Source organism: Micromonospora sp. DT46, from assembly GCF_049841735.1.
GTDB lineage: Bacteria > Actinomycetota > Actinomycetes > Mycobacteriales > Micromonosporaceae > Micromonospora > Micromonospora reichwaldensis.
On the sequence record NZ_JBNCKW010000006.1, the window covers coordinates 460,144 to 483,208 of the forward strand.

Genomic DNA, 23,065 nt, shown 5'->3' on the forward strand with positions numbered 1-23,065 from the left:
GCTCCGCGTCCTGGGGCACGGCAGGTCCGTCTACGGAGGAGACACCCCCATGGCAACACCACCTCGTCCGGCGTACGACGGTGAAGCGGCGTTGGCGCAGTGGATGCGTTCGCCGGCGTACAGGGAATGGCGGGCCGGCGTCGAGAGCGTCAAGGGCTGCCTGCAACCGGTGCGTCTGATCGGCAAGTTTGAGGTTCGGCACATCGGCAGCGGTGACCTGATCGCGTCTCGGCAGGGCCGGGTGTGGGCGTCCTGCGGTACCCGCCGATCGACCGTGTGCCCGTCCTGCGCCGACCGGTACGCCGCGGACGCCTGGCACCTGATCCACTCGGGCATGTCCGGCGGCAAGGGCGTCCCTGACACCGTGGCTCGGTCGACGCGGCTGTTCGTCACCCTGACCGCCCCGTCGTTCGGTGCGGTGCACAACCGGCCCGGCAAGCGGCCCTGCTCCTGCGGGCGCTGGCACCCCGAGGGGCATCCGCTGCTGGGTAGCCCGCTCGACCCTGGCTCCTACGACTACGCCGGGGCCGTGCTGTGGCAGGCACACAGCGGGCAACTCTGGCACCGGTTCACCATCGCGCTACGCCGCGCGGTCGCTGCCGCTGGTGGCCTCACCGTCCGCGCGTCCGGGGCGCATCTGCGGATCTCCTACGCCAAGGTGGCCGAATACCAGCGGCGCGGCCTGGTCCACTTCCACGCCGTCATCCGTGCCGATGGCCCGTCCGGGCCGGACTCGTCGCCTCCGGTGTGGCTCACCGCCGACGTGTTGGCCGACGCGGTGCGTTCCGCGGCTTCCTCCGTCGAGCTGGACACCGCCCGACCGGACGGGACTGCCCTGCCTCTCGGCTGGGGCGCACAGGTCGACGTCAAGGACATCACCGCCACCGACATCGACATCGACGACGCAGACGACGACGGGGACCAGGCGGTCACCGACACCCGGCTTGCCGGCTACATCGCCAAGTACGCCACCAAGGGCACGGGCGCCACGGAGACCGGCGACCGTCGTATCCGCTCGCAAGCGCACATCGACCGGCTACGGGTCTCCGCGCACCACCGCGCAATGATCCAAACCGCGTGGGACCTCGGCGGACTCGACCAGTACGCCGATCTGAAACTGCGTCACTGGGCGCACATGCTCGGCTTCCGAGGTCACTTCCTCACCAAGTCGCGGATCTACAGCACGACCTTCAAGAACCTTCGCGCGGAACGGCGAACGCACCAGATCCACACCGCCCTCACGGAAGCCGGTCTGCCCGAAGACGCTGACGTCCTGGTCGTCAACGACTGGCAGATCCTCGGCATCGGCTACGACTCGCCCGAGCAACTCGAACTCGCCACCGCGATCGGTGACCGCATTCGAGCGGCACGACAGCAAGCCAGAAAGGAACCCCGATGACCACCCCCACCACCGAACGCCTGTGGAGCGTTGCCGACGTGTCGGCGTTCCTCGGCATCCCCGTCGGCACCCTCTACCAATGGCGCCACCGCCGAATCGGCCCCCGCGCGTCCCGTGTCGGCCGCCACCTCCGCTACGACCCCGCCGACGTGCGGGCCTGGTTCCACAAGAAGGCGGCCTGACATGCCCATCGATGACCTCTGGTACTTGACCAAGCGCGGGCCAGACAAGAAGCGACTCCCCTCCAAGCGGCACGGCAGGGGCAAGCGGTGGCGGGTGCGCTACGCCGACGCCGCTGGTGAGTCCCGAGAGAAGCTGTTCGAGCGCAAGACCGACGCGGAAGCCTTCGACCTGAAGGCCCGTGCCGGCATCGCGGAGGAAGCCAAGATCGATCAGGCGGAACGACAGGTCACCTTCCGCGAGTACGGCGAGCGGTGGCGGCTCTCGCGTGAGATCGGCTGGGCCTTGGAAACCCGAGACCGGGTCAAGTCCAACCTGAGCCGCCACCTGTACCCGGTGTTTGGTGACCGTCCGCTTCGGTTGATCCGGCTGACCGGGGTGCTGGAGTGGTTGACTCGGCGGTTGGACGAGGGCACGCCGAAGTCGTCGCTGAAGCTGTACTTCGAACTGCTGGATGCGGTGCTCAACGCCGCCGTCACCGACAAGATCATTGCTGACAATCCGTGCGATGGGGTGCGGCTCTCTCAGGTGCTGCGGGGCATGTCTCGGGTCCCGAAGTGGGTTCCGACTGAGGGCGACGTGCTCGCGCTGCTGGACGCTGTGCCGGCGCGGTACCGGGCGGCCGTCTGGCTGGGTGCCGGCCAGGGTTGCCGGTTCGGTGAGATGTTGGGGATGGAGGCTGGCACCCGGTGTGTCGACCGGGGGCGCGGGGAGCTGCACGTCATTCAGCAGTTGCGCTATGCACCGCAGGAGTACGGCGGTGTCTACCTGTGCGAGCCGAAGTCCAGATCATCGGGCACCATCGATCTCGATCCGTTCGTGGGTCAAGTGCTGGCCGATCACGTCCGGGACTTCCCGCCCGAACCGGTGGAGATGGTCGACATCACCTCCGGTGAGCCCGTGCGGCGAACCGTGCCGTTGCTGTTCACCACCACCCGGGGCAACGCCTTCACTGATCGCACGTGGTCCCGAGAGTGGGCCGGATGGCGTGATGCCGCTGGTTGGCCTCAGAAGCACGGCGGGTTTCACGCACTGCGGCACTTCTTCGCCACGACGCTGATCACCAACCACGTCGAGCCGCAGGAGGTGCAGCGTCTGCTTCGACACAGAACGCTGCGCATCACGTTGGAGACGTATGTGCACTGGCTGCCGAAGCGAGACCGGCCCAGCGGCGTCATTGGCTCGGTCCTGAGCTCAGCGGCGGAACGCGCCAACAAGGCGACCATCCGGCCGCAAGATCATGACTGACCTGTGCCCGGCTTGTGCCCGTAGATCTTGCGAAGAGAAATCGCCTGGTCAGAGGCGATTTTGGTGGAGCCCAGGGGACTCGAACCCCTAACCCCTGCCTTGCAAAGGCAGTGCTCTGCCAGTTGAGCTAGGGCCCCGGGAGGCGGACGAAGCCGCCGGTGCCGGCAGTGCCAGCGAGATCAGCGCAGGTCGGGCGCGGTGGTCGCCTCGTGCCACAGGGCGCGCTCGTCGTTGGAAGCCTTGACCTTCCTGGCCACCACGGCTGCCACACCAACGACGCCGGCCAGGATCAGAAGCTTCTTGAACATGGGGCCTACCCCTCGCGCTCGACTGCCGTCGGACGAATGTGCGGTGGGGCTAGCTGGAATCGAACCAGCGACCTCAGAGTTATCAGCTCTGCGCTCTAACCGACTGAGCTATAGCCCCGCGTGGCGACGAGCAAGGTTAACCCATCCGTCCGTCCGGCCCCAAATCGGGGGCCGCCGCGACGTCCGGGCGTTGCCGTCGCTTCTGAACCTACCGGAGGCTTCCCGCCCGGCCCAGCCGATTACGCCGCCCGCACGCCCCGCCCGGACGCCCGGTGACGTGCTCCGGACGCACGAAAGCCGGGGCTCCGCGCTCGGCGGTGCCCCGGCTTCCGAGGTGGTTCAGTCGCGCTCGGCGAGGGTCAACTCGATGCCGCCGACCAGGTCCGCGCAGACGTTGTAGACGAAGGCCCCGAGCGTGGCGAGCGCCGTGAACAGCACGACGTTGACCAGGCCGATCAGCGCCGAGCTGAGGATCACGCCCTTGGCGGTGATCTGGAAGCCGCTGGTGCTCTGGCCGCCGCCCGCGCTGACCAGGTCGGTCAGGCTGTCGTTGACGCTGGTGAACACGCCCATCGCGTCGAGGGCCAGGTAGAGCACCGAGGTGGCCACCACCACGACGATGAAGAGCACCACCGAGACCGCGAACGCGAACTTCATGACGGACCAGGGGTCGATCCGCTTGAGGTTCAGCCGGGCCCGGCGCGGCCCGCGCGACGCGGCCGAACTGACCGACGTACGCGCGGCGCGTACCGCATCACCCACACGGGCCGCCCCGACGGCGGCGGCGCCGCTGATACCCGGCGGCAGGCCGCCCCCGTTGGCGGGGCGGCCGGCGCCGGCCGGGCCGCCGCCGTCCGGCTGCGGCTTCGCGGTGCCCGTCACGCGGGGCTGTGTGCCGGTGGTGCCCGTGATCCGCGGCTGTGTCCCGGTGGTGCCGGTCGACTGGGCGGCACCGACCTTCAGCGGCTGCGTCGTCGTCGGTGTGGCGGCGGCCGGCTTGGCGGCGGGGGCCGGCTTGTCGACCCCCACCGCTTCGGTCCGGTCCGCCGCGTCGCCGTCCTCGGAGGGCTTGTCCGGAGGCGGTGTCATCCCGGGCGCCCGGGTGAATTTCGGGGCAGGCGCGTCGGCGGGGACGGTCGCCCGACCCACGGCCGCGCGGCCGGTCGCTGGTGTGCCGCTCTTCGCGGCCTCCTCGTCGACCGGGGTGGCCGAGGTCCCCGTGTTCCCCGACTTCGCCTGTGTCTCCGTCATTCAACTAGTCCTGTTCGTCAGGCTCGTCGGCATTGCGAGCAATCGCCACGATAGTCACGCCATCCGGAAGGTCCATCAGCTTGACCCCCATTGTGTTCCGGTCACGCGTACGGCGTACAGGCTTCACCGGAGTCCGGATGACACCACCGTTGCTGGTGATCGCGAACAGCTCGTCGTCCGGGTCGATCACCACCGCACCGACCAGACCACCGCGCCGCTCGGTGATCTTCGCAGTCAGCACGCCCTTACCTCCCCGGCCCTGCACGGGGTATTCCTCGATCGGGGTGCGTTTCGCATATCCCCCGTTCGTGGCCACCAGAACGTCCAGCCCCTCGCGGACCACCTCCATGGCCAGCAGGACGTCTTCCTCGCTGAAGCGCATGCCGATCACGCCCGAGGTGGCCCGCCCCATCGGGCGCAACGCCTCGTCGCTCGCGTTGAACCGGATCGCCTGCGCGTTCTTCGAGACCAGCAGCAGATCCTCCTCCGGCGCGACGAGCGCCGCCCCGACCAGCTCGTCCTCGTCGCGCAGGTTGATCGCGATGATGCCGCCGGACCGGGGGGAGTCGAACTCCTCGAGCCGAGTCTTCTTCACCAGGCCGTTCTTCGTGGCAAGTACCAGGTAGGGAGCCACCTGGTAGTTCGGAATCTCGATGATCTGCGCGATCTGCTCGTCGGGCTGGAACGCGAGCAGATTGGCCACGTGCTGGCCCTTGGCCACCCTACTGGCCTCCGGCAGTTCGTACGCCTTCGCCCGATAGACGCGCCCCTTGTTGGTGAAGAAGAGCATCCAGTCGTGGGTCGAGCATACGAAGAAGTGGCTGACGATGTCGTCCTGTCGGAGCGTCGCACCGCTGACACCCTTGCCGCCGCGCCGCTGTGACCTGTAGAGGTCGACCTTGGTCCGCTTCGCGTAACCCGTACGGGTGATCGTGACCACCACGTCCTCGCGGGCGATGAGGTCCTCCATGGAGACCTCGCCCTCGAACGGCACGATCTTGGTGCGCCGCTCGTCGCCCCACTTGGCGACGATCTCGCCCAGCTCCTCCGAGACGATCCTGCGCTGCCGCTCGGGCTTGGCGAGGATGTCCTTGAGGTCGGCGATCTCCACCTCCAGCTTTGCCAGGTCGTCCAGGATCCGCTGCCGCTCCAACGCGGCGAGCCGGCGCAGCTGCATGTCGAGGATCGCGGTCGCCTGGATCTCGTCGATCTCCAGCAGCCGGATCAGGCCCTGCCGGGCGTCCTCGACCGTGGGCGAGCGCCGGATCAGGGCGATCACCTCGTCGAGGGCGTCCAGCGCCTTGGACAGACCGCGCAGGATGTGCGCCCGCTCCTCCGCCTTGCGCAGCCGGAACGCCGTCCGCCGGCGGATCACGTCGATCTGGTGCTCGACGTAGTAGCGGATGAACTGGGCCAGGTTGAGCGTGCGCGGCACCCCGTCGACCAGCGCCAGCATGTTGGCGCCGAAGGTCTCCTGGAGCTGGGTGTGCTTGTAGAGGTTGTTCAGCACCACCTTGGCGACGGCGTCGCGCTTGAGCACGAGCACGATCCGCATGCCGGTACGCCCGGAGGACTCGTCGCGGATGTCGGCGATGCCGGCGAGCTTGCCCTCCTTGATCAGCTCGGCGATCCGCTCGGCCAGGTTGTCCGGGTTCACCTGGTAGGGCAGCTCGCTGACGACCAGGCAGGGGCGACCCCGTTTGTCCTCCTCGACCTCCACCACGGCCCGCATCCGGATCGACCCGCGCCCGGTGCGGTACGCGTCCTGGATCGCCTGCGTGCCCACGATCAGGCCGTGGGTGGGGAAGTCCGGCCCCTTGACGATCTCCAGCAGCGCGTCGAGGGTGGTGGCCTCGTCCTCCTCCGGGTGCTCCAGGCACCACTGCACGGCCGCGCCGATCTCGCGCAGGTTGTGCGGCGGGATCTTGGTGGCCATGCCGACCGCGATGCCCTCGGAGCCGTTGACGAGGAGGTTCGGGATCCGCGACGGCAGGATGGTGGGCTCCTTGGCCCGGCCGTCGTAGTTGTCCTGGAGATCGACGGTGTCCTCGTCGATGTCCCGCAGCATCTCCATGGCCAGCGGGTCCAGCTTGCATTCGGTATATCTCATCGCGGCAGCAGGATCGTTGCCCGGCGAGCCGAAGTTGCCGTTGCCGTCGACCAGCGGGTAGCGCAGCGACCAGGGCTGCGCCATCCGGACCAGCGCGTCGTAGATCGCCGAGTCGCCGTGCGGGTGGAACTGACCCATCACGTCGCCGACCACACGGGAGCACTTCACGTAGCCCCGGTCCGGCCGGTAGCCGGAGTCGAACATGGCGTAGAGGATCTTGCGGTGGACCGGCTTGAGCCCGTCCCGGACGTCCGGCAGCGCCCGCCCGACGATGACGCTCATCGCGTAGTCGAGGTAGGAGCGCTGCATCTCCACCTCGAGCCCGACCGGTTCGATGCGGTCGTGCGCGACGACGGCGGCAACGGTCTCCGGGAGCTCGGGCTCGTTGGGTGTGGACTCGGGGATATCGGTCACTGTTAACCCTTATCAGACTCAGAGTCGTTTTCGTGCTGTGGATAACGGCTGTGGATACCGGCCGTGCTGTGGATAACTCTGTGGACAGGCGGGTCGGCCGGTGGATGACCGGCCGGCCCGCCGGGACCCGTCAGATGTCCAGGAACCGGACGTCCTTGGCGTTGCGCTGGATGAACGAGCGGCGCGCCTCGACGTCCTCACCCATCAGCACGCTGAACAACTCGTCGGCGGTGGCCGCGTCGTCGAGCGTGACCTGACGCAGCGTACGCGTTGCCGGGTTCATCGTGGTCTCCCACAGTTCGGGGTAGTTCATCTCGCCGAGGCCCTTGAACCGCTGGATGTCGTCCGGCTTCGCGTTCGGCTTCTTCTGCTGGCGCAGCGCGATCAGGCCGTCCCGCTCGCGGTCCGAGTACGCGTACTGCGCGTCGTCGCCGCGCTTGTTCCACTTGATCTTGTAGAGCGGCGGGGCGGCCAGGTAGACGTGCCCCATCTCGACCAGCGGGCGCATGAAGCGGAAGAGCAGCGTGAGCAGCAGCGTCTGGATGTGCTGGCCGTCGACGTCGGCGTCGGCCATCAGCACCACCTTGTGGTAGCGCAGCTTCTCCATGTCGAAGTCGTCGTGGATGCCGGTGCCCAGCGCGGTGATCAGCGCCTGGACCTCGTTGTTCTTCAGCACCCGGTCGATCCGGGCCTTCTCCACGTTGAGGATCTTGCCGCGGATCGGCAGGATCGCCTGGGTCCGCGGGTCGCGGCCCTGCTTGGCCGAGCCGCCAGCCGAGTCGCCCTCGACGATGAAGACCTCGGACTCGCGCGGGTCGGTGGACTGGCAGTCGGCCAGCTTGCCCGGCATCGAGCCGGACTCCAGCAGGGACTTGCGCCGGGCCAGCTTGCGCGCCTGCTGCGCGGCGATCCGGGCCCGGGCGGCCTGGGACGCCTTCTGGATGATGATCTTCGCCTCGGCCGGGTTGCGGTCGAACCAGTCGACCAGCCGGTCGTTGCAGACCCGCTGCACGAAGCTCTTCACCGGGGTGTTGCCCAGCTTGGTCTTGGTCTGGCCCTCGAACTGCGGGTTGGCCAGCTTGACCGAGATGATCGCGGCCAGGCCCTCGCGGATGTCCTCACCGGAGAGCTTCTCGTCGCCCTTGAGCAGCTTCTTGTCGGTGCCGTAGCGGTTGACGACGCTGGTCAGCGCGGCCCGGAAGCCCTCCTCGTGGGTGCCGCCCTCGTGCGTGTTGATCGTGTTGGCGAAGGTGTAGACCGACTCGCCGTACGACTCGTTCCACTGCATGGCGATCTCGACCGACATGCCCTCCTCCTCGGCGCCGAACTCGACCACGGTCTTGTGGATCGGGTTCTTCGAGGCGTTGAGGTGCCGGACGAAGTCGGCGATGCCGCCCTTGTAGCAGAAGGTGACCTCGCGCGGCTTGCCCTCCTCGCCCTCCGGGACCCGCTCGTCGAGCAGGTGGATGGTGAGGCCCCGGTTGAGGAAGGCCATCTCCTGGAGCCGCCGGTAGATGGTCTGGAAGTCGAAGTCGACCGTCTCGAACACGTCGGCGTCGGGCCAGAAGGCCACCGCGGAACCGGTGCGGTCGGTCGACTCGCCCTTCTCCAGCGGGGTCGGCTTGGAGTTGTGGTACTGCTGCCGCCAGACGAAGCCGGACTTGTGGATCTCCACCGCCATCTTGGTGGAGAGGGCGTTCACCACGGAGACGCCGACGCCGTGCAGACCGCCGGAGACCGCGTACGCCTTGCCGTCGAACTTGCCGCCCGCGTGCAGCACGGTCAGCGCCACCTCGACACCCGGCTTCTTCAGCTTCGGGTGCAGGTCGACCGGGAAACCCCGGCCGTTGTCGGTGACCCGGACCCCGCCGTCGGCGAGCAGCACCACGTCGATGGTGTCGCAGTGGCCGGCCAGCGCCTCGTCCACCGCGTTGTCGACGACCTCCCACACCAGGTGGTGCAGACCGCGCTCACCGGTCGACCCGATGTACATACCGGGGCGCTTCCGGACCGCCTCCAGCCCCTCGAGAACGGTGATCGACCCGGCGCCGTACTCCTGCTTGTCCTGCGCTGCCACCTTCGGCCACTTTCTCGCGCCGTCCGCACCTGGTGGCGCGTCGGGCGCGGGTTCGGCGGACAGGACGCGACGTCGACGCGCAGACCGGCACCGGGGACAATTCCGGGGTACGGGTCGAACGCGCCGGTCGCCGCGGTTGCCCGCGGATCGCGATCGGCTCGACCCGACGTGGACAATGATCGCGGGCCCCGCTCCGGGCCCGTGTCTCGTCGCTCCGCACCGGGTCTTCGTCTCAGGGTCAATCTTACTGTGCGCGGACGACAGAACCACCACTCGGCACCCCTGCGAGGCGGCTGAGACCGACGTAGCCGGCCGAACCGCGCCGCCCGCGACTCCCCCTACACGCCAGGGTGCGTTCGGGGGCGGCGCCGCCTGACGATCGGTGCGGGTCGGACGGCGGGAATGCCACCGCCGCCACGCCGTCGGCCCGGCCTTGATCTTTTCGGGCCGGAACCGGACGATCGAGCCGTTACGAACTATCCGTGCTCTCGAAGAGGTGACGCCCGATGGGGCTGGACAACGTCGCGGTGCAGTGGCCGCGGACCGGCCGCTTCTACGATCCGGTCGCGCCGGCCGAGTTCGTCGACTTCGGCGACATCGTCGACATGCCCCGCATCTCCGCGCCCACCGCGGCGCTCGCCGAGCTGATCGCCAAGACCGGCACCGTGCGGGCGACCGTGTACACCGAACTGGTCGACCTCCTGCTCGGCCTGGAGGGTGTGCTCTACGCCACTGACGCGGCGGCCGAGGACGAGGATCCGGTGATCGATCCCGACGGCTGTGCCTGGGTCGCCGGCGGCATCGAGCGGTTCGTGACCGGCCACCGCCCGCACGGCGAGGCCGTCACCTTCGACTCGGTGAGCCAGGTGCTGCGGTCGCTGCTCGCCGACGGGCGGTTGGCCGAGCAGCAGCTGCGCTGGCTCGACAGCCGCCTGGACGCGCTGCGCGACGAGAGCGGCGAGCCGCCGCAGTGGAACTTCACCTGCGCCGAGCTGGCCGTGCTGGCGGCCTTCTACCGGCGCTGCGCCGACCGCGGCTTCGCCGTCTACGCCGACGCCTGACCCCGCTCGGCGGCGGACCCGCGGTTGGCGGCGTCGATGACCCGGGTCAGCACGGCGTGCAGGTGGCGCAGGTCCTCGACCGGCATGCCGAGCCGTTCGACGATCGCTGGCGGGATCTGCTCGGCCCGCGCCCGCAGCGCCTGGCCGGCTGCGGTCAGCGTCACCGCGAGGCTCCGCTCGTCGGCGGGGTCGCGTTCACGCCGGACGTAGCCGGTCGCCTCCAGCCGCTTGAGCAGGGGCGACAGTGTGCCGGGGTCGAGCTGGAGCAGACGGCTGAGGTCGCGTACGGACAGCGGCGCGTGCTGCCAGAGGGCGAGCATCACCAGGTACTGCGGATGGGTGAGCCCCATCGGCTCCAGCAGGGGCCGGTAGACGGCGACGACGCCGCGTGCGGCGACGGAGAGCGCGAAGCACACCTGCTGTTCCAGCGCCAGGGGATCCCCGTCGGGCTGGTCGGTCACGGGCGGGCCTCCTCGTCGTCGTTGCGAGCGTACCAATGATTGGTGTACCAATTATTGGTACGCCAATCGTTCCCGTCGCACCGGAGGCCAGGCGATGACCGAGGAGAAGCCCACCCCGAAGGCCCCGGGCGAGGGCGGCCGCCTGATGGCCTGGGCGTTCCGGCGCCTCGCCGGCCCGCCGGAGGTCCAGGGCGCGGTGCAGGGCGGCTCGAACCACGCCCGGGAGGCGTGGAAGCGAGACCTGGAGCGGCGCAAGCAGTGGAGTCGCGAGCAGCGCGAGCGCAAGCGCGCCGAGCGGGAGGCCCGGCGCGAGGGTCGCTGACCGTCAGCCGTAGGTGTCCCGCGGGCCGCGGCCACGGACCCGGCGCGGGCCCTTCGACCAGGAGGGCGCTGCCGGGCCGTGGATGTGCAGCTTGCGCACCACGTTGTGGCCGACCTCGCTGGCGATCTGCTTGAGCAGCGAGCCGGCCAGCAGCCGCAGCTGGGTGGCCCACGCGGTCGAGCGGGCCTCCACGGTCAGCTCGCCGTCCTCCAGCTTCACCGGCCGGCTGTGCTGGGCCACCTCCGGGCCCACCACCCGCTCCCAGGCGCCGAACACCGTCGCCTCGGCCGCCGGCTGCTGCCAGCCACGCGCCTTGACGAGCCGGTTGAGCACCGCGCCGAGCAGCTGCGGATCGCGCGGGTCCGGCCCGGGGCCGGAGTAGCCGCGCAGCCGCCGCTGGCCGCCCTCGCCGTCGCCCCCGCCGGAGGTACGCCGACGCGTACGGGCCGCCGACTCCCGGCGGGCGCGCGCCGCGTCCAGCACGGCCCGCGCCAGCTCCGGGCCACTCGCCCCGGCCGGCGCATCGCCGCCCGTCGCGCTGCCGGAGTCGCCGCCGGTCGCTCCGCCGCCACGGCCCGGGCCGAGCCGGGCCGGCGGAAGCTGCTCATCCGGCACGTCGCACCGTCCCCTCGCCCACGGCGTACCGGGCGCCGCGCAGGGACACCGGCACGTCCTCGTCGACCGCGCAGGTCACCAGCAGCTGGCTCGCCCCGCCGACCAGCTCCGCCAGCCGCTCCCGCCGCCCGGCGTCCAGCTCGGCGAAGACGTCGTCGAGCACCAGCACCGGCTCGATGCCGTCGGAGCGGAGCAGGTCGTAGGCGGCGAGCCGCAGCGCCAGGGCGTACGACCAGGACTCGCCGTGGCTCGCGTACCCCTTGGCGGGCAGCGGGCCCAGGGTCAGCGCCAGTTCGTCGCGGTGCGGGCCGACCAGGGTGGTGCCCCGCTCGACCTCGGCGGAGCGGGACTCGACGAGCGCGGTGGTCAGCGCCGCCGCCAGGGCCTCCCGGTCGGTGGTGGGCTCCGCCAGTTCCACCGACGGCCGGTACGCGATCCCGGCGGCCCCCCGTCCCGCCGCGACAGCGTCGTACGCCTTCGTCACGTGCGGGCCCAGCGCGGCAACCAGTTCCAGCCGGCCGGCGAGCAGCTCGGCGCCGTGCCGGGCCAGGTGGGTGTCCCAGACCGCGAGGGTCGACAGGTCCCCGCCCCGCGACCCGCCCGTCTTGCGGGCCAGGTACGCGGTGCGCAGCAACGCGTTGCGCTGCTTGACCACCCGCTCGTAGTCGGCCCGCACTCCGGCGAACCGGGGCTGACGGCTGACCAGCAGGTCGTCGAGGTAGCGGCGGCGCTCGGCCGGGTCGCCCCGGACGAGTTCCAGGTCCTCCGGGGCGAACAGCACGAGCCGGAGCGCGCCGAGGACGTCCCGCGCCCGGCGGGCCGGCGACCGTCCGAGCCGGGCCCGGTTGGCCTTGCCCGGAACGATCTCCAGCTCGACCAGCAGCTCGCGCCCCTCGTGCACGACCGCGCAGCGGATCACCGCCGAGGAGGCGCCCATCCGGACGAGGGGGGCGTCCGTGGCGACCCGGTGCGAATCCAGGGTCGCCACGTAGCCCAGCGCCTCGACCAGGTTCGTCTTGCCGACGCCGTTGGCGCCGATCAGGACGTTCGCCCCCGGCTCCAGGTCCACGCCGACCCGCTCGTACGAGCGGAAGTCGACCAGTTCGAGCCGGCGGACGTACACAGGCGCGGGGATTCCGGTCAGCGCTTGCGGACGGCGTGACCGCCGAACTGCTGGCGCAGCGCGGCGACGGCCTTCATGGCGGGCGAGTCGTCCTGGCGGGAGGCGAAGCGGGCGAAGAGCGAGGCGGTGATCACGTTCAGCGGCACGGCCAGCCGGACCGCCTCGTCGACCGTCCAGCGGCCCTCGCCCGTGTCCTCCGTGTAGCCGCTCAGCTCGGCCAGCTCCGGGTCCTCGTCGAGGGCCCGGTCCAGCAGGTCGAGCAGCCAGGAGCGGACCACGGTGCCCTCGCGCCAGGACTTGAACACCCCCGGCACGTTGGTGACCAGCTCGGACTTGGCCAGCAGCTCGTAGCCCTCGGCGTAGGCGTGCATCAGGCCGTACTCGATGCCGTTGTGCACCATCTTGGCGTAGTGCCCGGCGCCGACCGGCCCGGCGTGCACGAAGCCGAACTCGCCCTCCGGCTTCAGCGACTCGAAGATCGGCATGAGCCGGTCGACGTGCTCCTGGGCGCCGCCGACCATCAGGGCGTAGCCGTTCTGCCGGCCCCAGACGCCACCGGAGACGCCGGCGTCGAGGTAGCCGATGCCGCGCTCGTTCAGCCGCTCGGCGCGGGGCGCGTCGTCGCTGAAGCGGGAGTTGCCACCGTCGATGATGATGTCGCCCTCGCCGAGAACGTCGGCGAGTTCGTCGATGGTCGCGTCGGTGACACCGGCGGGAACCATGACCCAGATCGCGCGGGGCGACTCCAGCTTCTCCGCCAGCTCCGCCAGGGTCGCGACATCGCTCAGCTCCGCGTTGTGGTCGAAGCCGACCACCTCGTGCCCGGCGGCGCGCAACCGCTCGCGCATGTTGCCGCCCATCCGGCCGAGCCCTACCAGGCCGAGCTGCATGTGTTCCTACCTCCGTGCGTCGGGGTCTTCTCGGGGTGCGATCAGCGGGAGACGCGGATCGGCATGATGAGGTACCGGTACCCGGGGATGACCTCGCCATCCTCGCCGGCGGGCGAAATCACCGCGGGCTTGAAGGCGTCGACGAACGAGAGCACGGCGAACTGGGCCCCCAGGTTGGTCAGGCCGTCGATCAGGTACTGGGGGTTGAAGCCGATGGTCAGCGGGTCACCGGTGAAGGTGGCCTCCATGGCCTCGCTGGCCCGCGCCTCCTCGGTGCCGCCGGCCTCGACCACCAGGCCGTCGGTGCTGAAGCTGAGCAGCACCGGGGTGGTCCGCTCGGCCACCAGGGCGACGCGCTTGACGACCTCGATCAGGGTGCTGACGGGCACCCGCGCCTCGGCGTTGTGGCTGGCCGGGAAGAGCGAGCGCACGGGCGGGTAGTTCGCGCCGTCGAGCAGCCGGCTGGTGGTGCGCCGGGTGCCGCCCGCGAAGCCGATCATGCCTTCGCCGGCCGCGCCCTGGGAGAGCGCCATGACGACCTGGCCGCCGATCGGGCCGAGGGCCTTGGCGGTGTCGTGCAGGGTCCGGGCCGGCACGAGGGCGTTGACGCTCACCTCGGCGTCGTCCGGGTTCCACTCCATCTCGCGCAGGGCCAGCCGGTAGCGGTCGGTGGCGAGCATGGCCAGCGTGCCGCCGGAGAGCTCGATGCGTACGCCGGTCATCATCGGCAGCGTCTCGTCGCGCCCGGCGGCGATGGCCACCTGCGCGACCGCGGCGGCGAAGGCGGCAGCGTCGACGGTGCCGGTGCTCTCCGGCATCTCCGGCAGGGACGGGTAGTCCTCGACCGGCATGGTGGGCAGGGTGAACCGGGCGCTGCCGCAGACCAGCTCGAGGTGCGCGCCGACGGCGGCGATGTCCACCGGCTTGGCGGGCAGTGCCTTGGTGATCTCGGCCAGCAGCCGGCCGGAGACCAGGGCGGCGCCGTCGGCGTCCCCCTGCACCTCGACGGTCACCTGGCTGGAGACCTCGTAGTCGAAGCCCGAAACCTGCAGGTTGCCGTCGGTGACGCGCAGCATCACGCCGGCGAGCACCGGTACGGACGGCCGGTTGGGCAGGCTCTTCGCGGTCCAGGCCACGGCCTCGGCGAGCGCGTCGCGCTCCACTCGGAACTTCATCAATGCCTCCGCGTCGACGTCAGCGACAACTCTCTCATGCCGACCGCTGCCTACCGACCCGCCTGTCCGTGCGGGTACCCATCGCACCTTAGGGCGCGTGGGCATCGGCTGTGCGCCCGACCCCGTGGACTCCTGGTGCCGGGAGGCCGTCCACGACGGCGTTCCGGCCAATCCACAGGAAGTCCAACGGTGATGATTGGTTTTTGTTCTCTTAGAAGAGATAACTCGTCATCTTCATCGCACCTGTGCAAACTGTGGAGAACCCGCGTTTGCGCAGCTCAGACACGTTATCCACCGGTGGTTTACCTGTGGAGAACCCGGGGTAAAACTCGCGTCCCGGTCCACAGGCGGCCAGCGCCCCCGAGTTGTCCACCGCCGTCCACCGGTTATCCACCGGTTATCCACCGACTTTCTCCCCAGACCTGTGGACAGGCGGAAGCCGCACCGACGGCGTCATCCCCAGAACCTTCAACAGGTTTCCCACAGGTAGATCGTCTTCGGTGGACAACCAACCGGTTGTCCCCAGGCGTCCACAGGCTCGTCCCCAGGGTTTGTCCACAACCTGTGGGTAACTGGGGGGTGGACGGACCGTAGTTTCCCACAGGCTGTGGACAACGAGATGTGGACAACGATCCGGGCGGTGGACGGTCACGGCTCAGATGCTGTGGCCTAGACCATGTCGAGGGTCAAGCCGGGACCGGCTGTGGAGGACGAAAAAGCGCCCGACCGATGGTCCGGTCGGGCGCGTCCGTTAGCCGTCGCTCAGGTGTTCTGCTTGATCCGGTTGGTCAGCTCGGCGATCTGGTTGTAGAGCGACCGGCGCTCGGCCATCTGCTGGCGGATCTTGCGGTCGGCGTGCATGACCGTGGTGTGGTCCCGGCCGCCGAAGGCCTGCCCGATGCGGGGCAGCGACAGGTCGGTCAGCTCCCGGCACAGGTACATGGCCACCTGGCGGGCGTTCACCAGCACCCGGGAGCGGGAGTGGCCGCGCAGGTCCTCCAGGCTCACCCCGAAGTAGTCGGCGGTGGAGACCATGATCTGGTCGGCGGTGATCTCCGGCCCGGCGCCGTCCGGGATGAAGTCCCGCAGCACCTCCTCGGCCAGCGCCAGCTCGACCGTCGAGCGGGTCAGGCTGGCGAACGCCGTCACCCGGATCAGCGCGCCCTCCAGCTCCCGGATCGAGTTCGACACCCGCGAGGCGATGAACTCCAGCACGTCCGGTGGGGCGTAGAGGCGCTCCTGCGCCGCCTTCTTCTGCAGGATCGCAATCCGGGTCTCCAGGTCCGGCGGCTGGATGTCGGCGAGCAGTCCCCACTCGAAGCGGGTACGCAGCCGGTCCTCCAGGGTCGCGAGCTGCTTCGGCGACCGGTCCGAGGTGATCACGATCTGCTTGTTGGCGTTGTGCAGGGTGTTGAACGTGTGGAAGAACTCCTCCTGCGTACGCTCGCGGTTCTCCAGGAACTGGATGTCGTCGATCAGCAGGATGTCGACGTCGCGGTAGCGCCGCTGGAACGCACTGGTCTTGTCGTCCCGGAGCGAGTTGATGAAGTCGTTGGTGAACTCCTCGGTCGAGACGTACCGGACCGAGCGCGCGTTGCCCAGCGTCGTGGCGTAGTGCCCGATGGCGTGCAGCAGGTGCGTCTTGCCCAGCCCCGAGCTGCCGTAGATGAACAGCGGGTTGTACGCCTTCGCCGGCGACTCGGCGACCGCGACGCTCGCCGCGTGGGCGAAGCGGTTGGACGAGCCGATGACGAACGTCTCGAACATGTACTTCGGGTTGAGCCGGTTGCCCCCGCCGTCAGTACCGGGCATGCGGCGGTCGTCCCGGCCACCGGGCCGGTGATCCGCGCCACCCCGTCCGGGCCCGTTGTCCGTGCCGGTGTCGCGGGGCAGCGCCCGGATCACGTGCTGGTCCCGGGGGGAGACGGCGTCCTCGCGGTAGCGCGGCTCGTACCCCCGGGTGTCGGCGGTCGGCCGGTCCAGCCGGGCTGCCTGCTCGTCGTAGCTCCGGCGCTCGGACGGGTGCCGGAGCGGCCCCGACCGGTCGGGGCGCGGCGGCTCGGCGAAGGCGGTGCTGAACAGGGCCTCCTGCCCGTCCCGGTCGTCCGGCCGGTGCCCGTCGTCGCCCGGCGACGACGTGTCGGGCCGGCGCCGGGGGTGCGCCTGTTCGGGGATGAGCGGCGACTGCCCGGCGTCGTGGTCCCCGCCGTCGCGCTGCCCGGGCAACCCGTCGTAGCCGGCGTCGGCGTAGCCGGGCGGCCCGCCGTCGTGGTCGGCCGGCCCCGGCTCGGGAACACTGCGGTAGACGGTCCCCGCCGGGCGGCCGGAACCGTCGTCGGGCACGCGTACGGTCACCGCGACCTGGATCGGCCGGCCCAGTCGGCGGGTGAGCGCCTCCGTGATCGCCGGGCGCAGGCGGGACTCGATCACGTCCCGGGTGAAGGCGTCCGGGACGGAGAGCAGCGCCGTGTCCTCGACGATGGCCCGCAGCCGGGTCAGCCGCAGGTACGCCCGCTGCTGCGCGGAGATGATCTCGTCGGCGAGCTCGTCGGTCGTTGCTGTCCACACCGCGGCAAGGTCGGTCGTACCGGTCACCGTCGTGCCACCCCCTCGCCTCTGCTCCGCCGACGCCGCCGTCTTCTCCGGTCGGCCGTCCCGGGCCCGCCGCGTACGCGCGGGTGGAACGACACCCACCGGACGGCCGACCGGTCCTCGTCCACAAGTTATCCACAGCCTGTGTACGCACCGATTGTGGCCGCCCGCCGGACGCGGGTCGGACCTGCCCCCTGCCTGAACGGGCGCTGAAGCGGGTTCACCGTGCCGAACGATTCACTACCTTGTCCGGTCTTGCCCGCCGGCGACGACCGGACCTTTCGACGCTGACCGCAATCGGGCACGGTAACAGCGTTGTCGGCGCGCCATCAACCGCCGACGCGCGGCGACCCTCGTCGACATCAGCGAAAACCGCCGCTCCGGTCGCCGGGAGGGCCCGGTGTCCGCCCTGCTGAGGGTGTTTGACGGTCGTTGCCGCCCTGCGTAGGCTGGAACGGCTGCTCTCTCGCCCTCTGCTAGGGTGTTAGGTGCTTGCTGTCCGCGGTCGCTTCCCCGCATCGCCGAGGTTCCGCGCCGCCGGGCAGCACCGATCGGGGGCCACCGCCGAGGTGGCCTGGACCACCACACGATCCCGGCGACCCCTCGCCCGGGGCGTACGAAAACGGAGAGCCTGACGTGAGCAAGCGCACCTACCAGCCGAACAACCGCCGGCGCGCGAAGACCCACGGCTTCCGGCTGCGCATGCGCACCCGTGCCGGCCGCGCCATCCTTTCGACCCGTCGCTCCAAGGGCCGCACCCGCCTGTCGGCCTGAGGCCGACCGGGTCAGGTCCGGGGGACGTGGGCAGTCGTGCTGGCGGCCGCACAGCGACTGCGGCGCAGCACTGACTTCGCCGCAGCGGTCCGGGGTGGTCGACGCGCCGGCCGTGGCGCGGTCGTCGTCCACCTGAGTCTGCCGACAACCCCCGACGCCGCGACAGCAACCTCGCCGGAGCCGGCGCGGAGCAGCGGTGCGGAGCAACCCTCCGCACCGGCCCGCGCCGGCTTCGTCGTGTCCAAGGCCGTCGGGAACGCCGTGGTCCGCAACCGGGTCCGGCGTCGCCTGCGGCACCTGGTCCGCGAGCGGCTGGCGGCTCTGCCCGCGGGAAGCACCCTGGTCGTACGCGCGCAGCCCGCCGCGGCCGACGCCTCGTACCCGCGACTCGGCGCCGACCTGGACGCGGCGATCGTCGCGGCGAAGGCGCCCCGCGGGCGGCGGTCCCGGTGACCAGCGGACCGGCCGAGCCCCGGCCGACGACGATCGGTGCCCGGGTGCTGAGCGGGCCCGTCATCGCGTACCGTCGGTGGATAAGTCCGGCTCTGCCGGCCCGCTGTCGGTTCTACCCGTCGTGCAGTGCCTACGCCCTGGAGGCGGTGGCGGTGCACGGCGCGATCCGGGGAGCTGGCCTGACGGCCCGGCGGCTGTTGCGCTGCCACCCCTTTCACCCAGGTGGACACGACCCGGTGCCGAAGCCGGGCGGCCGCCGCCGCGCCGATGTGACTGGAGCCTGAGAATTGAGTCTCGACTGGATCTACTACGCGATTTCGTGGATCCTGCTGGTCTGGCACGGGGCCTGGGACTTCGTCGGGGTGCCGGATCCGGCGGTGATCGGCACCAACTGGGCCTGGATCCTCGCCATCATCTTCCTGGTGGTCACCGTCCGGGTGATCCTCTTCCCCGTCTTCGTCAAGCAGATCAAGTCGCAGCGGGCGATGCAGGCGCTCCAGCCACAGGTGAAGGCGCTGCAGGAGAAGCACAAGGGTGACCGGGAGACGCTCCAGAAAGAGATGATGGAGCTCTACCGGAAGGAAAAGGCCAACCCGCTCATGGGCTGCCTTCCGATGTTCCTCCAGATTCCCGTCTTCCTGGGCCTCTTCCACGTGCTCCGTCGGCTCAACCCGGACAAGAGCGAGGCCGGTAAGACCCTCTACGGCTGGACGATCAGCCAGTTCGAGAGCGCCTCGTCCGCGAAGCTCTTCACCGCCCCGATCGCCGGCAAGTTCGGCTCCACCGCCGAGGAGCTGACGCGGCTCGGCGCCAACGGCACCACCGTGAAAATCATCGCCGGGATCCTCGTCCTGGTGATGATGGGCACCACCTACCTCACCAGCCGCCAGATGATCCTGAAGACCGGTTGGGCCGAGGACCCGCAGCAGCGGATGATCCAGAAGCTGATGCTCTACGGCATCCCGCTGTCGCTGCTCATCTCCGGTGCCATCTTCCCCATCGGTGTGATCATCTACTGGGTCACCAACAACCTCTTCACCCTCGCGCAGCAGCAGTGGGTGCTGCGGAAGTTCCCGCCGCCGCCCACCGCCACCAGCAAGCCGGGCACCTCGTCCCGCAACCCGGTGCAGCCGGCGAAGACGGGCGGCCTGCTGGGCCGCACCAAGTCGGCCCCCCCGGCCCCGGCCAAGCCGGTCGCGCCGAAGGTCGCCGGCCCCAAGCCGGGCGCCAAGCCGGTCAACCCGAAGAAGGGCCCCGCCAAACGGCAGGGCTGAGAACGTCCGGGCCGCCGTCGGGAGACCGGCGGCGGCCCGTTCCGCACCGCGCAGCCGCCGTACGGCCGGCGCCGGGGCGGAACCGCCGCGCGTGGCGCGGCCACGGGCGAAACTGCCCTACGACAGACGTGCCCGTGGGCACCGGCGACCTCCCGCCGGCCCCGGGAAACCAGCGGACCCGACGGTCCGGCCGAGCGAGTACGGAGATGAGACCGTGACCGACACCAGCACCCCCCGCGCCGACGAGTCCCTGGACGAGGAGGGGACCGAGCCGACCGCGGTGAACGGCGAGACCGAGGAGACCGACGAGGAGTCGGTTACCCGGGAGAAGAAGGCCGTCGGCGAGAGCGAGCTGTTTCGGCAGAGCGAGATCGCGGCCGACTACGTCGAGGGCCTGCTCGACATCCTCGACTACGACGGCGACATCGACGAGCTGGTCTCGGCCGGTCGTCCCGTCGTCGAGGTGGTCGGCGGCCGGCTGCAGAACCTCGTCGGCCAGCGCGGAGCCACCCTGGAGGCGCTCCAGGAGCTCGCCCGGCTGGCCGTCTTCCGGCAGACCGGCACCCCGAGCCGGCTGCTGCTCGACGTCGGTGGCTACCGGGCGACCCGCCGCAAGGAACTCGCCGCCGTCGCAAAGAACGCCGTGGAGAAGGTCAAGGAGCACGGCGAGCCCGTGCGCCTGGAGCCGATGTCCGCGTTCGAGCGCAAGTGCGTGCACGACGTGGTCAACGCGATGAGCGGCGTGGAGAGCGAGTCCGAGGGCGTCGAGCCGAACCGGCGCATCATCGTCCGGCCGGCGGACTGACCCGGGTGACCCACGACGACACCACGGCCGGTGCCGTGGACGGCCCGGGTGGCACGCCGCCCGGGCCGTCGCCTGTCCGGCCCGAGCCGACCGTGACTTCCGACGCCGCGCCGTCGACCGACGCCCCTGAGGGCGCCCCGTCACCGACTGACACCTCCGAGGACGCCCTGTCCTCGGCCGTGACGGCGGAGGACGCTTCTCCGGCCGTGGCGGTGCTGCCGCCGGAGTTGGCCGCTGCGGCGCGCACCCTCTTCGGCGACCGCCTCGACCTGGCCGCCGCGTACGCCGAACTGCTCGCCACCGACGGCGTGGTCCGCGGCCTGATCGGCCCGCGCGAGGCGCCCCGGATCTGGGATCGCCACCTGCTCAACTGCGCGGCGGTCGCCGAGCGCATCCCGGAGGGCGCGACGGTGCTCGACGTCGGCTCCGGGGCCGGGCTGCCCGGCCTGGTGCTGGCCATCGCGCGACCCGACCTGACGGTGACCCTGATCGAACCGCTCTCCCGGCGCACCTCCTTCCTCATCGAGGCGGTGCAGCACCTCGGGTTGGCGAAGATGGTCCGGGTGTTCCGGGGGCGCGCCGACGAGGCGGCGACCGGGTCGACCGGCATCGGTCCGCTGAGCGGGGACGTGGTCACCGCGCGCGCCGTCGCACCGCTCGACCGGCTCTCGACGTGGTGCCTGCCGCTGGCCGTGCGCGGCGGTCGGCTGATCGCGCTCAAGGGGGCGTCCGCCGCGGAGGAGATCGCCGAGCACGCGCAGACCGTGGCCCGACTCGGTGGCGGTGAGCCCGAGGTGCACCGCTGCGGCGAGGGAGTGATCGACCCGCCGACGACGGTGGTGGAGATCGTGCGGGAGCGGATGATCGGACCGGCCCGGCCGAAGGCCGCGAAGAGCGCTCGCGGCGGCCGCTCCCGGCGGCGGTGAGTCCCTCTCGGACACCCACGCGGGATGTCCGCCTACCGGCTTCCCGGCCGGCGGTTGCGTCGTTGAACCGGTACGGGTGGACGGAAGGATGAGAACCCGACGTGGACCGGTCGCGCCCGTGAGCCGTAGGCTGGCTGCGCGTCGATAGTGTGGAGCGGGCGGCAACGGACGTTCACCGGTCCCGCCGCTCCCGCCGGGCCGTACGCTCCGCGGTGCGATCGCGTACGGCCAGTTGACGGGGTGCGGACCGACCATCCGAAGCGGGCAGGGATGACAGGTGCATGACGACGGAAGGTACGACGATCCACGCGTGACGGGGCCAGCGGGCGACCCCGTTTCACGTGAAACCGACTACCCGAGCTGGTCGCCCGACGGGCCGACGAACCCGCCGCAGGACGGGGACGCGGCCGTTCGGTCGGGCGGCGCCGAGCCGGACGTGCCGGAGCCTCCGGCGATCCGCGCCACGGCCGACGTGCCGCGGGCCGGCAATTCGGCCGGCGGCCGGGTGATTGCCGTCCGGCGCAACCCGTCGGCCTCGGCGCGGTTCGAGTCCGCCGTGCCGCAGCAGCCCACCCCGGACTCCGTGCCGGACGCGACTTCCGAACCCGTTCCCGTCACCGACCCGTTCGCGCCCCCGGCCGGCTCCCCCGGAGCCACCGTCGCCGAGGCCGCGTACGTTTCACGTGAAACCCCGACGCGCGAAGAGGATGACCCACCGTTGGCTATGGAGGCGATGCGCGCCGTGCAGATCCTTAATCCGAGTGGCGAGGTGACGATGCCTCGCCCGGAACGGACCCGGGTCATGTGCGTCGCGAACCAGAAGGGCGGCGTGGGAAAGACCACGACCACGGTCAACCTTGCGGTGGCGCTAGCCCTGCACGGCAACCGGGTGCTGGTGGTCGACCTGGACCCGCAAGGGAACGCCTCCACCGGGCTGAACGTCCCGCACCACACCGGTGTGCCGGACGTCTACGACTGCCTCATCAACAGCGTGCCGCTGGAGGAGGTCGCCCAGGGCGTCGAGGGGATCCCCAACCTCTGGTGCGTACCGGCGACGATCGACCTCGCCGGCGCGGAGATCGAGCTGGTGTCGGTGGTGGCCCGCGAGTCCCGGCTGGCCCGGGCGATCGCCGCCTACCCCGGCCACTTCGACTACGTCTTCATCGACTGCCCGCCCTCGCTCGGCCTGCTTACGGTCAACGCGCTCGTGGCCGCGCAGGAGGTGCTAATCCCGATCCAGTGCGAGTACTACGCGCTGGAGGGGCTGAACCAGCTGATCAACAACATCAACCTGGTGCGCCAGCACCTGAACCCGAAGCTTGACGTCTCCACCATCCTGCTCACCATGTACGACCGGCGCACCCGGCTGGCCGACGCCGTCGAGCAGGACGTGCGGAACCACTTCGGCGACAAGGTGCTCCAGGCGGTCATCCCCCGCAACGTCCGCGTCTCGGAGGCACCCAGCTACGGCCAGTCGGTGATGACCTACGATCCGGGATCGCGGGGGGCGACGAGCTACTTCGAAGCTGCCCAGGAGATCGCCGAGCGTGGCGTCAAGGAGCCGGTGGGCCGGAATGCGTAGTGCGGAACAGTCGCTGGGAGGCGTG

22 protein-coding genes and 2 tRNA genes are annotated in these 23,065 nt (G+C 70.5%); 12 read left to right on the top strand and 12 right to left on the bottom strand.

Features of this window, described 5'->3' with window-relative positions; translation table 11 throughout:
* Positions 1–103 precede the first annotated feature (103 nt).
* Genes ACLQ20_RS19335 through ACLQ20_RS19345 form a run of 3 tightly spaced genes read left to right on the top strand, consistent with a single transcriptional unit; the run spans position 104 to position 2,827 of the window.
* Positions 104–1,399: a replication initiator gene (locus ACLQ20_RS19335; RefSeq protein WP_425857220.1), complete on the top strand. Its 1,296-nt coding sequence runs from the start codon at positions 104–106 to the stop codon at positions 1,397–1,399.
* Positions 1,396–1,581 carry a helix-turn-helix transcriptional regulator gene (locus ACLQ20_RS19340; RefSeq protein ID WP_425857063.1) on the top strand — a complete coding sequence of 62 codons (186 nt, stop codon included), beginning with the start codon at positions 1,396–1,398 and terminating at the stop codon, positions 1,579–1,581. Before ACLQ20_RS19335 ends, ACLQ20_RS19340 begins: the two co-directional genes overlap by 4 nt.
* 1 nt (position 1,582) lies before the next feature.
* On the top strand, positions 1,583–2,827 hold the full coding sequence (locus ACLQ20_RS19345; RefSeq protein ID WP_425857066.1) for a site-specific integrase: 1,245 nt from the start codon (positions 1,583–1,585) through the stop codon (positions 2,825–2,827).
* 61 nt (positions 2,828–2,888) lie between these two features.
* On the opposite strand, the gene ACLQ20_RS19350 is transcribed toward ACLQ20_RS19345, so the two are convergent.
* The 6 genes from ACLQ20_RS19350 to gyrB form a co-directional block, all read right to left on the bottom strand.
* Positions 2,889–2,964 (bottom strand) — tRNA-Ala (locus ACLQ20_RS19350).
* Positions 2,965–3,006: 42 nt separating this feature from the next.
* Entirely contained in the window at positions 3,007–3,135 is a 129-nt protein-coding gene (locus ACLQ20_RS19355) for a DLW-39 family protein (protein ID WP_210834795.1), read from the bottom strand.
* A 44-nt stretch (positions 3,136–3,179) separates the two neighbouring features.
* Positions 3,180–3,253 (bottom strand) — tRNA-Ile (locus tag ACLQ20_RS19360).
* A gap of 221 nt (positions 3,254–3,474) precedes the next feature.
* Positions 3,475–4,386: a DUF3566 domain-containing protein gene (locus ACLQ20_RS19365; RefSeq protein WP_358118822.1), complete on the bottom strand. Its 912-nt coding sequence runs from the start codon at positions 4,384–4,386 to the stop codon at positions 3,475–3,477.
* A gap of 4 nt (positions 4,387–4,390) precedes the next feature.
* Positions 4,391–6,910 carry a DNA gyrase subunit A gene (gyrA, locus tag ACLQ20_RS19370; protein ID WP_151452764.1) on the bottom strand — a complete coding sequence of 840 codons (2,520 nt, stop codon included), beginning with the start codon at positions 6,908–6,910 and terminating at the stop codon, positions 4,391–4,393.
* A 130-nt stretch (positions 6,911–7,040) separates the two neighbouring features.
* Positions 7,041–8,987: a DNA topoisomerase (ATP-hydrolyzing) subunit B gene (gene gyrB / locus ACLQ20_RS19375; protein WP_151452763.1), complete on the bottom strand. Its 1,947-nt coding sequence runs from the start codon at positions 8,985–8,987 to the stop codon at positions 7,041–7,043.
* A gap of 506 nt (positions 8,988–9,493) precedes the next feature.
* Between gyrB and ACLQ20_RS19380 the strand changes: the two genes are divergently transcribed.
* The gene (locus tag ACLQ20_RS19380; protein ID WP_151452761.1) at positions 9,494–10,048 is read left to right on the top strand and encodes a hypothetical protein; all 555 of its coding nucleotides are present in this window, start codon (positions 9,494–9,496) and stop codon (positions 10,046–10,048) included.
* On the opposite strand, the gene ACLQ20_RS19385 is transcribed toward ACLQ20_RS19380, so the two are convergent.
* Positions 10,033–10,509 (bottom strand): MarR family winged helix-turn-helix transcriptional regulator, encoded by a 477-nt coding sequence (locus ACLQ20_RS19385; protein ID WP_151452760.1) that lies wholly within the window; start codon positions 10,507–10,509, stop codon positions 10,033–10,035. The two genes, ACLQ20_RS19380 and ACLQ20_RS19385, sit on opposite strands and share 16 nt — an antisense overlap.
* Before the next feature lie 94 nt (positions 10,510–10,603).
* Between ACLQ20_RS19385 and ACLQ20_RS19390 the strand changes: the two genes are divergently transcribed.
* The gene (locus tag ACLQ20_RS19390; protein WP_132235445.1) at positions 10,604–10,831 is read left to right on the top strand and encodes a hypothetical protein; all 228 of its coding nucleotides are present in this window, start codon (positions 10,604–10,606) and stop codon (positions 10,829–10,831) included.
* Positions 10,832–10,834: 3 nt separating this feature from the next.
* Here ACLQ20_RS19390 and ACLQ20_RS19395 read toward each other — a convergent pair whose 3' ends face one another.
* From ACLQ20_RS19395 to dnaA, 5 genes are all read right to left on the bottom strand, one after another.
* Entirely contained in the window at positions 10,835–11,446 is a 612-nt protein-coding gene (locus ACLQ20_RS19395; RefSeq protein ID WP_425857071.1) for a DUF721 domain-containing protein, read from the bottom strand.
* Positions 11,436–12,569: a DNA replication/repair protein RecF gene (recF, locus tag ACLQ20_RS19400; protein WP_425857073.1), complete on the bottom strand. Its 1,134-nt coding sequence runs from the start codon at positions 12,567–12,569 to the stop codon at positions 11,436–11,438. The genes ACLQ20_RS19395 and recF overlap by 11 nt, the downstream gene beginning before the upstream one ends.
* Positions 12,570–12,586: 17 nt before the next feature.
* A complete protein-coding gene (gnd, locus tag ACLQ20_RS19405; protein ID WP_132235451.1) occupies positions 12,587–13,459 on the bottom strand; it encodes a phosphogluconate dehydrogenase (NAD(+)-dependent, decarboxylating) in 873 nt (290 codons plus the stop codon).
* Between the two features lie 41 nt (positions 13,460–13,500).
* Positions 13,501–14,634 (bottom strand): DNA polymerase III subunit beta, encoded by a 1,134-nt coding sequence (gene dnaN, locus ACLQ20_RS19410; protein WP_151452757.1) that lies wholly within the window; start codon positions 14,632–14,634, stop codon positions 13,501–13,503.
* 762 nt (positions 14,635–15,396) lie between these two features.
* Entirely contained in the window at positions 15,397–17,229 is a 1,833-nt protein-coding gene (gene dnaA / locus ACLQ20_RS19415; RefSeq protein WP_425857077.1) for a chromosomal replication initiator protein DnaA, read from the bottom strand.
* A 633-nt stretch (positions 17,230–17,862) separates the two neighbouring features.
* On the opposite strand from dnaA, the gene rpmH reads away from it, so the two are divergent.
* The 7 genes from rpmH to ACLQ20_RS19450 all read left to right on the top strand — a co-directional run bounded on the left by rpmH (position 17,863) and on the right by ACLQ20_RS19450 (position 23,040).
* Positions 17,863–18,000, top strand: coding sequence for a 50S ribosomal protein L34 (gene rpmH / locus ACLQ20_RS19420; protein ID WP_088959667.1), 138 nt, complete (start codon positions 17,863–17,865; stop codon positions 17,998–18,000).
* A 36-nt stretch (positions 18,001–18,036) separates the two neighbouring features.
* Positions 18,037–18,453, top strand: coding sequence for a ribonuclease P protein component (gene rnpA / locus ACLQ20_RS19425; RefSeq protein ID WP_132235457.1), 417 nt, complete (start codon positions 18,037–18,039; stop codon positions 18,451–18,453).
* A gap of 44 nt (positions 18,454–18,497) precedes the next feature.
* Positions 18,498–18,737 carry a membrane protein insertion efficiency factor YidD gene (yidD, locus tag ACLQ20_RS19430; RefSeq protein ID WP_207914193.1) on the top strand — a complete coding sequence of 80 codons (240 nt, stop codon included), beginning with the start codon at positions 18,498–18,500 and terminating at the stop codon, positions 18,735–18,737.
* Positions 18,738–18,740: 3 nt separating this feature from the next.
* Complete coding sequence (gene yidC, locus ACLQ20_RS19435) at positions 18,741–19,727, top strand: membrane protein insertase YidC (RefSeq protein WP_151452754.1); 987 nt, start codon at positions 18,741–18,743, stop codon at positions 19,725–19,727.
* Positions 19,728–19,941: 214 nt separating this feature from the next.
* Positions 19,942–20,532 (top strand): protein jag, encoded by a 591-nt coding sequence (locus ACLQ20_RS19440; protein WP_425857082.1) that lies wholly within the window; start codon positions 19,942–19,944, stop codon positions 20,530–20,532.
* A gap of 5 nt (positions 20,533–20,537) precedes the next feature.
* Positions 20,538–21,458 carry a 16S rRNA (guanine(527)-N(7))-methyltransferase RsmG gene (gene rsmG / locus ACLQ20_RS19445; protein WP_425857085.1) on the top strand — a complete coding sequence of 307 codons (921 nt, stop codon included), beginning with the start codon at positions 20,538–20,540 and terminating at the stop codon, positions 21,456–21,458.
* A 277-nt stretch (positions 21,459–21,735) separates the two neighbouring features.
* Entirely contained in the window at positions 21,736–23,040 is a 1,305-nt protein-coding gene (locus tag ACLQ20_RS19450; RefSeq protein ID WP_425857088.1) for an AAA family ATPase, read from the top strand.
* Positions 23,041–23,065 lie beyond the last annotated feature (25 nt).

Excerpts from the sequence above, each read along its gene's own strand:
- ACLQ20_RS19335 (WP_425857220.1), top strand. The coding sequence starts at position 104 with ATGCGTTCGCCGGCGTACAGGGAATGGCGGGCCGGCGTCGAGAGCGTC.
- ACLQ20_RS19340 (WP_425857063.1), top strand. The coding sequence starts at position 1,396 with ATGACCACCCCCACCACCGAACGCCTGTGGAGCGTTGCCGACGTGTCG.
- ACLQ20_RS19345 (WP_425857066.1), top strand. The coding sequence starts at position 1,583 with ATGCCCATCGATGACCTCTGGTACTTGACCAAGCGCGGGCCAGACAAG.
- ACLQ20_RS19355 (WP_210834795.1), bottom strand. The coding sequence starts at position 3,135 with ATGTTCAAGAAGCTTCTGATCCTGGCCGGCGTCGTTGGTGTGGCAGCC.
- ACLQ20_RS19365 (WP_358118822.1), bottom strand. The coding sequence starts at position 4,386 with ATGACGGAGACACAGGCGAAGTCGGGGAACACGGGGACCTCGGCCACC.
- ACLQ20_RS19380 (WP_151452761.1), top strand. The coding sequence starts at position 9,494 with ATGGGGCTGGACAACGTCGCGGTGCAGTGGCCGCGGACCGGCCGCTTC.
- ACLQ20_RS19390 (WP_132235445.1), top strand. The coding sequence starts at position 10,604 with ATGACCGAGGAGAAGCCCACCCCGAAGGCCCCGGGCGAGGGCGGCCGC.
- gnd (WP_132235451.1), bottom strand. The coding sequence starts at position 13,459 with ATGCAGCTCGGCCTGGTAGGGCTCGGCCGGATGGGCGGCAACATGCGC.
- dnaN (WP_151452757.1), bottom strand. The coding sequence starts at position 14,634 with ATGAAGTTCCGAGTGGAGCGCGACGCGCTCGCCGAGGCCGTGGCCTGG.